This window comes from Ruegeria sp. CH6, assembly GCF_056537005.1.
Genome location: NZ_JBQFQS010000019.1, coordinates 36135 through 44048 on the forward strand (window position 1 = coordinate 36135; position 7914 = coordinate 44048).

Annotated in this window: 10 protein-coding genes; 9 read left to right on the forward strand and 1 reads right to left on the reverse strand. The window is 56.8% G+C overall.

What is annotated here, in order from left to right; all coding sequences use genetic code 11:
- Window positions 1–3 precede the first annotated feature (3 nt).
- Window positions 4–216, forward strand: coding sequence for a cbb3-type cytochrome c oxidase subunit 3 (locus tag ACR0CW_RS21495; protein ID WP_155142413.1), 213 nt, complete (start codon window positions 4–6; stop codon window positions 214–216).
- The gene (gene ccoP, locus ACR0CW_RS21500) at window positions 213–1076 is read left to right on the forward strand and encodes a cytochrome-c oxidase, cbb3-type subunit III (protein WP_480789347.1); all 864 of its coding nucleotides are present in this window, start codon (window positions 213–215) and stop codon (window positions 1074–1076) included. The genes ACR0CW_RS21495 and ccoP overlap by 4 nt, the downstream gene beginning before the upstream one ends.
- Before the next feature lie 140 nt (window positions 1077–1216).
- Here the strand turns inward: ccoP and ACR0CW_RS21505 are convergent, their stop codons facing one another.
- Window positions 1217–1375: a hypothetical protein gene (locus tag ACR0CW_RS21505; protein WP_480789348.1), complete on the reverse strand. Its 159-nt coding sequence runs from the start codon at window positions 1373–1375 to the stop codon at window positions 1217–1219.
- Between the two features lie 99 nt (window positions 1376–1474).
- On the opposite strand from ACR0CW_RS21505, the gene ACR0CW_RS21510 reads away from it, so the two are divergent.
- The 7 genes from ACR0CW_RS21510 to nusG all read left to right on the forward strand — a co-directional run bounded on the left by ACR0CW_RS21510 (window position 1475) and on the right by nusG (window position 7714).
- Window positions 1475–2350 (forward strand): LysR family transcriptional regulator, encoded by an 876-nt coding sequence (locus tag ACR0CW_RS21510; protein ID WP_480789349.1) that lies wholly within the window; start codon window positions 1475–1477, stop codon window positions 2348–2350.
- Between the two features lie 101 nt (window positions 2351–2451).
- Window positions 2452–3879 carry a cytochrome c oxidase accessory protein CcoG gene (ccoG, locus tag ACR0CW_RS21515; RefSeq protein ID WP_480789350.1) on the forward strand — a complete coding sequence of 476 codons (1428 nt, stop codon included), beginning with the start codon at window positions 2452–2454 and terminating at the stop codon, window positions 3877–3879.
- Between the two features lie 2 nt (window positions 3880–3881).
- On the forward strand, window positions 3882–4340 hold the full coding sequence (locus ACR0CW_RS21520; protein WP_170337114.1) for a FixH family protein: 459 nt from the start codon (window positions 3882–3884) through the stop codon (window positions 4338–4340).
- A gap of 3 nt (window positions 4341–4343) precedes the next feature.
- Complete coding sequence (locus ACR0CW_RS21525; RefSeq protein ID WP_480789351.1) at window positions 4344–6521, forward strand: heavy metal translocating P-type ATPase; 2178 nt, start codon at window positions 4344–4346, stop codon at window positions 6519–6521.
- A gap of 5 nt (window positions 6522–6526) precedes the next feature.
- The gene (ccoS, locus tag ACR0CW_RS21530; RefSeq protein WP_155142426.1) at window positions 6527–6685 is read left to right on the forward strand and encodes a cbb3-type cytochrome oxidase assembly protein CcoS; all 159 of its coding nucleotides are present in this window, start codon (window positions 6527–6529) and stop codon (window positions 6683–6685) included.
- A gap of 96 nt (window positions 6686–6781) precedes the next feature.
- Window positions 6782–6979, forward strand: coding sequence for a preprotein translocase subunit SecE (gene secE, locus ACR0CW_RS21535; RefSeq protein ID WP_155142428.1), 198 nt, complete (start codon window positions 6782–6784; stop codon window positions 6977–6979).
- Between the two features lie 201 nt (window positions 6980–7180).
- Window positions 7181–7714 carry a transcription termination/antitermination protein NusG gene (nusG, locus tag ACR0CW_RS21540; protein WP_155142458.1) on the forward strand — a complete coding sequence of 178 codons (534 nt, stop codon included), beginning with the start codon at window positions 7181–7183 and terminating at the stop codon, window positions 7712–7714.
- The last annotated feature ends 200 nt before the right edge of the window (window positions 7715–7914 follow it).

A 7914-nucleotide genomic window follows, 5' to 3' on the forward strand; every position in this document is an offset into this window, starting at 1 on the left:
GTTATGGAAGAGTACACACTCCTCAGGCAATTCGCGGATAGCTGGATGCTGCTGCTCTTGTTTGCCTTCTTTGTTGGCATCGTCATCTGGGTTTTTCGCCCTGGTGCCAGCAAGGAATACAAGGACACCGCCAACATCCCCTTCCGGCACACCGATGCACCTGCGTCTCAGCAGGGCGACGACAAACCCGCCGAAGTTAAGGAGGCGAGGAAATGAGCAAGACACCTGAAAAACAGCCGGGCGATCCAAACACCACGGGTCACAGCTGGGACGGTATCGAAGAATTCGACAACCCGATGCCGCGTTGGTGGCTGTGGACTTTCTACGTGACGATCGTTTGGGCTGTGATCTACACGATCATGTATCCGGCGTGGCCGTTGGTTCAGTCTGCAACGGCGGGTGTGCTGGGCTGGTCGTCGCGCGAGATTGTTCAGCAAGAGATGGTTGCCTTCGAAGAGGCGAATGCTCCGTGGAATGCCAAGCTGGTGGAAACACCTCTGGACGACATTTCGAAAGATCCAGAGCTTCAGCAATACGCCGTCAATGCGGGTGGCGCGGTGTTCCGTACCTGGTGCGCGCAGTGTCATGGTTCCGGTGCGCAAGGTGCCCCGGGTTTCCCGAACCTGTTGGATGACGCTTGGCTTTGGGGCGGTACGCTGGACGATATCGTAACCACTGTCAGCTATGGTATCCGCAGCGAAGAAAGCGACGATACACGCTATTCCGAGATGCCTGCCTTTGGTGAGATTCTCGAGCATGACGAGATCACTCAGGTGGTCCAGTACGTCATGTCGCTGACCAACGCGCAGACCGATGATGCGGCGGCACAAGCGGGCAAAGTTGTTTTCGAAGACAACTGTGCATCCTGCCACGGTGAAGATGGCACTGGCGACGTTTTCCAGGGCGCGCCGAATCTGACCGATGCTATCTGGCTCTATGGCGGCGACGAAGAGGCGTTGACCGAAACGGTGACCAACAGCCGATTTGGTGTGATGCCACCTTGGGATACCCGACTGACCGAGGCGCAGATCCGTGCGGTTTCCGCCTATGTCCACCAATTGGGTGGTGGTCAGTAAAGGTTAAAGAAAACCTTCGGACGGCTCGCCGCCCGAAGGCTCTGACACCGGCTGTTCCATCTGTTCGCGCGTTTCCTGAACAGCCGGTGTCTATTTTCCGAGAATTAGGTCGATGACCTGCTCTGGTGCAAAGCACCATATCACAGATCACACAAATCGATATCACGCTTGCTCTTCAGCCACCAATGGCCTGCAGGCAGCCAACGGCGCTTGCTGGCATTTGCCTTGGGCACATCACGGATAGTCGGTGCATCAATTCGTGTCGCGGTCATGAAGGACTTGGCGAAAATCGAGAGCATGATCTTTCTCCTGACTGATTGGCGTCTGCTCTCATGATCTGCCGTTGACGGGTGAAAGGCGACTCAATTACCATTTGCTTATGTAAGATAGGATTACATATGGATTGGTTGTCTCTTCCTCCGCTAACTTCACTGCGAGCCTTTTCAGCATTTGCGGAAAAGCGAAATGTTGTTCAGGCTGGTGCGGCGCTTAATGTTAGCCATGCCGCAATAAGCCAGCAGCTACGCGCGCTCGAAGATCATATGGGGATCTCTCTTTTGGATAGAAGTGGAAAGTCCCTGACTTTGACTTCGCAAGGCGAGCATCTGGCGCGGGCCCTTCAACTCGGGTTCGGAGCAATCGGGTCAGCAGTCGACGAGCTCGTGCGGTCTGGTACGGACCGGCCCGTGCATGTGTCCTTAACTTCGTCCTTTGCCACTTCCTGGCTGATGCCCAGGCTTCCGGCATTTCGCTTAGATCACCCCGAGATCGACTTGATTCTGGATCCATCGCCGGATCTGGTTGAACTGCGCCCGGGCGGTATAGATATCGCAATCCGGTACGGTGCCGGTGGGTGGCCCGGAGTTGACGCGCAGATGCTGTTGCAGACGCCGATGGTGATCGTGGCGGCACCCGAACTGCTCAAAGGTAAATCTGACTGGTCACCCGCCGAACTCGCGCAACTACCCTGGCTGGAAGAGGTCGGAACGACCGAAGCGTCCACATGGCTGGCAGGTCGCGGGGCAGAACTGGAGCCCGGCGTAGGGCGGATTGTTGTTCCGGGAAATCTGGTGCTGGACGGTCTGCGAGCCGGGCAGGGTGTTACCGTAACAGTGCGACATTTCGTCGAGCAGGATATCGAGAACGGGAGAATTGTAGAGCTTTATGCCGAGCCCGATGGCGCAGGATACCATATTGTTACGGCCCAAACGTCACAAAGACAGGCGGTAAAGACATTTGTTAGCTGGCTGAGGCGACAGGCACTCGGGGTGTGACAAAAGGTGTCTTTGCGATACGCTTTTGACCCAAATCAAAGTTGGTGGGTGTATGATCTGGAAGAAGTCGCCTGAAAAAGAGCCAGATCCGGAGCCAGCCCGTGAGCGATTCCAACCCCGCCCCCAGCCTTTATGCCGCTAGGGAGCCGATCTTTCCCAGACGTGTGTCAGGGCCATTTCGAAACCTGAAATGGATCATTTTGGCAGTAACACTGGGTATCTATTACCTGACCCCATGGATCAGATGGGACCGGGGTCCCAGCCTGCCCGATCAGGCTGTGTTGCTGGATTTGGCAAATCGCCGTTTCTATTTCTTCTGGATCGAAATCTGGCCACACGAGTTTTACTTTGTGGCAGGTTTGCTGATCATGGCTGGTCTTGGGCTGTTTTTGTTCACATCGGCGCTTGGTCGTGTCTGGTGTGGATATGCCTGCCCACAAACTGTCTGGACCGACCTTTTCATTCTTGTTGAGCGCTGGATCGAGGGAGACAGAAACGCGCGTTTGCGACTGCACCGGCAGAAAAAGCTCGATTTACGAAAGGCGCGGCTGCGGATCACGAAATGGGTGGCCTGGCTACTGATCGGTCTGGCGACGGGCGGTGCATGGGTGTTTTACTTTGCAGATGCGCCCACGTTGGCGCGTGATCTGGTTACCGGAAATGCCCATCCGATTGCTTACACGACAATCCTGATCCTGACGGGCACGACATTCCTGTTTGGGGGATTTGCCCGAGAGCAGATCTGTATTTACGCTTGCCCGTGGCCGCGAATTCAGGCCGCAATGATGGACGAGGACACCTTGGTCGTTGGCTACCGCGAATGGCGGGGTGAGCCGAGGGGCAAAGGGAAGCGGACTGCAGACTCTGAACTGGGGGACTGCATCGACTGTATGGCCTGCGTCAATGTTTGTCCTGTTGGAATCGACATCCGGGATGGTCAGCAATTGGAATGCATCACATGCGCACTGTGCATCGATGCCTGTGACGACATGATGGCCAAGATCGGCAAACCGCGCGGATTGATCGACTACATGGCGCTAAGCGACGAAACGCGCGAGCGCGCAGGCGAACCACCCGTGAGTGTCTGGAAGCACATCTTCAGGGCGCGGACCATTATGTATACTGCCCTTTGGTCCTTGGTTGGTTTTGCGTTGCTGTTTGCACTGTTCATTCGTTCCGATATCGACCTGACGGTCGCCCCGGTGCGCAACCCAACCTTTGTGACCCTGTCAGACGGTACGATCCGCAATACCTATGATGTGCGTTTGCGGAACAAGCATGGAGACGACCGCCTGTTTAAACTCTCTTTGGTCGGTGACCCGTCGATGCGGATTGAGATCGAGGGTACAGATCTGGATACTGTGAATGTCACGGCAGATACGGCACAATTGACCCGCGTTTACATCGTGGCGTCGAAAGACACTGTGCCGGCGAGTGCCGACTCGACCCCGGTTCGCATCTGGGTCGAAGATCTGAGCAGCGGCGAGCGCGCATCAAAAGATACCACGTTCAACGGGCGGGGAGACTGATTATGGCAGAGCGTCAATTTACCGGTAAACACGCGTTAGCTGTGTTCGTTGCAGCCTTTGCCGTAATCATATCTGTCAATCTGTTGCTTGCGTATAGCGCTGTGAAGACTTTTCCCGGGCTCGAAGTCAAAAACTCCTACGTTGCGAGTCAGGAGTTTAACGAGCGCTTGCAGGAACAGCAGGCGCTGGGCTGGGACGTAAAGGCCGAAGCAAAAGGTGGTCTGCTGATTTTGCGCATCACCGATGCTCAGGGCGCGCCGGTCAAAGTGGCAGAACTGCAGGCAGTGGTTGGTCGCGCAACCCATGTGCGTGATGATTTCACCCCCGATTTCACCTTTGACGGCATTGCCTATGCGACACCTGCCACTTTGGGTGCAGGAAACTGGAATATTCGTCTGGTTGCGAAAGACCATGACGGGTCTGAGTTTTCTCAACGCATTCCGCTTTATGTAAAGGGGTAGGGGATGACGGCACAGTTCAGCTCTGGCACGGCGGCTTGTCCGGGTTGCATCGCAACACCGGCCGAACCTGCCCGGCCAATCCCCGAGGATGTGCAGATTGCGCTGTCATTGCCAGGCATCCATTGTTCGGCCTGTATTGCAACAGTCGAACGTGAGCTGAACGCCCATTCCGGCGTCGAAGATGCACGCGTCAACCTGACCCTGAAGCGGGCCATGATCAAAGCCGCGCCTAATATCCGTGCGGCCGATCTGATTCCCGTTCTGGAGCGCGCGGGTTTTGAGGCGCACGAGCTGGACCCCGGGGCGTTGTCCGCGACACAGTCTGACAAGGCTGGACGGGATTTGTTGATGCGACTGGCAGTTGCCGGGTTTGCTTCGATGAACGTGATGCTGCTTTCGGTCTCGGTCTGGTCGGGTGCGAGCGATGCGACGCGAGACATGTTCCACTGGATCTCAGCAGCCATCGCGCTGCCAGCTATCGCGTTTTCTGCACAGCCGTTCTTTGCCAATGCGTGGAGCGCACTTCGGGTTCGCCGCCTCAATATGGATGTACCGATCGTGCTGGCTATTCTGCTGGCTCTGGTTACATCCCTTTGGGAAACTGCACTGAGTGGCGAGCACGCCTATTTCGACGCAGCTCTGACGCTTACATTCTTCCTGCTTGCGGGTCGCTATCTTGATTACCGAACGCGTGCCGCGGCGCGGTCAGCCGCCGAAGAATTGACTGCACTCGAAGTGCCACGTGCCATTCGGTTGGTGGATGGTACAGAAGAAGAGGTTCCTGTCGCCGAACTGAAGGTCGGTGAGTTGATCCTTGTTCGGCCTGGTGGCCGAATGCCGGTAGATGGCCAGATTGTTTCCGGCCAGTCAGAGCTGGATCGCTCCCTGCTGACCGGTGAAACACTGCCAGTCTTTGCGGAACAGGGATTTGAGGTCAGCGCAGGTGAAGTCAATCTGACCGGACCGTTGACGATCCGTGCAACAGCCGTGGGCGAGGATACCTCTCTGCATCGCATGGCTGATTTGGTGGCCATCGCAGAGTCAGGCCGCTCGCGGTATACGTCATTGGCTGACAAAGCTGCCAAGCTTTACGCGCCGGGTGTTCACATCCTGTCGGCACTTAGTTTTGTGGGTTGGTACATTTATTCCGGCGATATCCGTACGGCGCTGAACATTGCAGCAGCGGTTCTGATCATCACCTGCCCTTGTGCGCTGGGCCTTGCGGTGCCTGCGGTGACGACGGCTGCTTCGGGACGTTTGTTCCGAAAAGGCATGCTGATCAAACATGCCACTGCGCTGGAACGTCTGGCTGAGGTCGACACAGTCGTATTCGACAAAACCGGCACTCTGACTTCGGGTGCGCCTGAACTGATTAATCTGGGGGATCATTCCCGTTCTGATCTTGAAGTGGCGCTGGCGCTGGCTGAAGCGTCGGCGCATCCTTTGTCCGCCGCGCTGGTAAAGGCGGCACGAGAGGCCGGGGTCAAGCCTGCCAAGGTTCGTGATATCACTGAGGTGCCCGGATATGGAACCGAAGGCGAGTATCGAGGCCAACGTGTTCGCCTTGGGCGTTCCGCCTGGGTTGGCGGACAGCAGGATGCGCAGACATCGGCCTGGCTCGCTGTCGGATCGGATCGACCCGTTGCGTTCCGATACTCTGACGCTTTGCGCCCCGGCGCGCAGGAAGCGGTTGAGGCCTTCAAGGCCTCCGGCAAAGAGGTGATTCTTATCTCCGGCGACACAGAGGGTGCGGTTCATGCGCTTGCTGAAAAGCTCGGGATCGAAAGCTGGGTTGCCGAGGCATTGCCTCAGGACAAGGCGCTTCGCATTCAGAGCCTCAATGAGGAGGGCAGGAATGTCCTGATGGTAGGGGATGGCCTGAATGATACCGCTGCCCTTGCTGCCGCGCATGTCTCGATCTCACCCGCTTCGGCGCTGGACGCGGCGCGTGTTGCATCAGACATCGTTTTGCTTGGGAATGATCTGTCCCCGATTGCCGATGCCTGCGATACTGCAGTGAAAGCAACGAAACGGATTCGTGAGAATTTTCAGATCGCAACGGCCTATAACGTGATTGCGGTACCGCTTGCCGTTGCCGGGCTGGCGACGCCACTGATTGCGGCCCTTGCGATGTCGACCTCGTCGATTACCGTATCCCTGAACGCCCTGCGCCTAAGGTGACCTGAATGGAAGTATTGGCCTATCTGATCCCGATCTCACTGCTTCTGGGCGGTATTGGCCTTGTGGCGTTTATTTATACCGTTCGTTCGAACCAGTATGAGGATCCCGAAGGGGACTCGCGGCGCATCCTGAGTGACGAATGGGACGACCGGCCAAAGCCCTGAAGCCCCACCTTTGTTCACGGTTACACCAACTGCCCTTGAATTTGCCGTAATGCCCGGCTATGTCCGGCCCATCCGCTAGCAGAGAGACCAAGCCTAATGGCCACCACAAACCCGATCCAGTTCATTCAGCAAGTCCGTGCCGAAGTAGCAAAGGTCGTCTGGCCGACCCGGCGTGAGGTGCTGTTGACCACGGTCATGGTGTTCATCATGGCGGCACTGACGGCCGTTTTCTTTGCACTGGTTGATCTGGCCATCCGCGGTGGTCTGCAACTGGTTCTCGGCGCATTCAGCTAAGGCGAACCGGGCCGCGCGGAAACGCCACTGCCCCCTTGCACAGCGCGCCGTGTCAGAGTAGTTGACACAGTACTATTCGGAATGGGCGTGCGGCGATTCGGGCTGCGCGCCGCTTTTTATTCCGGGTGACGAGATAGAATTTCAATGACGGGCAGGTCCGAGTGTTCGGTGGCCCGAAAGGCAAACAAGGACGACAGGTTCATGGCGAAACGGTGGTACTCGGTCAGCGTTCTTTCGAATTTCGAAAAGAAGATCGCAGAACAGATCCGCACGTCCGTGGCCGAGCAGGGCCTTGAGGACGATATCGACGAAGTACTGGTGCCCACCGAAGAGGTGATCGAAGTGCGCCGCGGCAAGAAGGTCACGACCGAGCGTCGTTTCATGCCCGGTTACGTTCTGGTGCATATGGAAATGTCGGATCAGGGCTATCACCTGATTAACTCGATCAACCGCGTCACCGGTTTCCTTGGCCCGCAGGGCCGCCCGATGCCGATGCGCGACGCCGAGGTGAACCAGATCCTCAACCGCGTTCAGGAAGGTGAAGAAGCGCCCAAGCTGATGATTACCTTCGAGGTCGGCGAGAAGGTCAAGGTCAACGACGGCCCGTTCGAAGATTTCGACGGCATGGTCGAAGGCGTGGACGACGAGAACCAGAAGCTGAAAGTGACCGTCTCGATCTTTGGTCGGGAAACTCCGGTGGAGCTGGACTTTACTCAGGTCACGAAGCAGGGCTGAATAGCTTCTCAGAGCATTTCAGAACGCCGCGTTGTCATCGACCACGCGGCGTTTTTTTGCTCTATGAGTTTTGTGATCGCTGACCAGCCAAGTTCGCGAACGTCGCAGAACTAGAGCGCGTCTGGCTCAATTGGTTTCATATCCTGCGGCCTGGAAGAAGTTGTAGCACTCGTCTGGGGTGAACATGTCGCAGACTGCGC

Coding starts and splice junctions, on each gene's coding strand:
- ACR0CW_RS21520 (WP_170337114.1), top strand. CDS start 3,882: ATGGCAGAGCGTCAATTTACCGGTAAACACGCGTTAGCTGTGTTCGTT.
- ccoP (WP_480789347.1), top strand. CDS start 213: ATGAGCAAGACACCTGAAAAACAGCCGGGCGATCCAAACACCACGGGT.
- ccoS (WP_155142426.1), top strand. CDS start 6,527: ATGGAAGTATTGGCCTATCTGATCCCGATCTCACTGCTTCTGGGCGGT.
- nusG (WP_155142458.1), top strand. CDS start 7,181: ATGGCGAAACGGTGGTACTCGGTCAGCGTTCTTTCGAATTTCGAAAAG.
- ACR0CW_RS21495 (WP_155142413.1), top strand. CDS start 4: ATGGAAGAGTACACACTCCTCAGGCAATTCGCGGATAGCTGGATGCTG.
- secE (WP_155142428.1), top strand. CDS start 6,782: ATGGCCACCACAAACCCGATCCAGTTCATTCAGCAAGTCCGTGCCGAA.
- ACR0CW_RS21510 (WP_480789349.1), top strand. CDS start 1,475: ATGGATTGGTTGTCTCTTCCTCCGCTAACTTCACTGCGAGCCTTTTCA.
- ACR0CW_RS21525 (WP_480789351.1), top strand. CDS start 4,344: ATGACGGCACAGTTCAGCTCTGGCACGGCGGCTTGTCCGGGTTGCATC.
- ACR0CW_RS21505 (WP_480789348.1), bottom strand. CDS start 1,375: ATGCTCTCGATTTTCGCCAAGTCCTTCATGACCGCGACACGAATTGAT.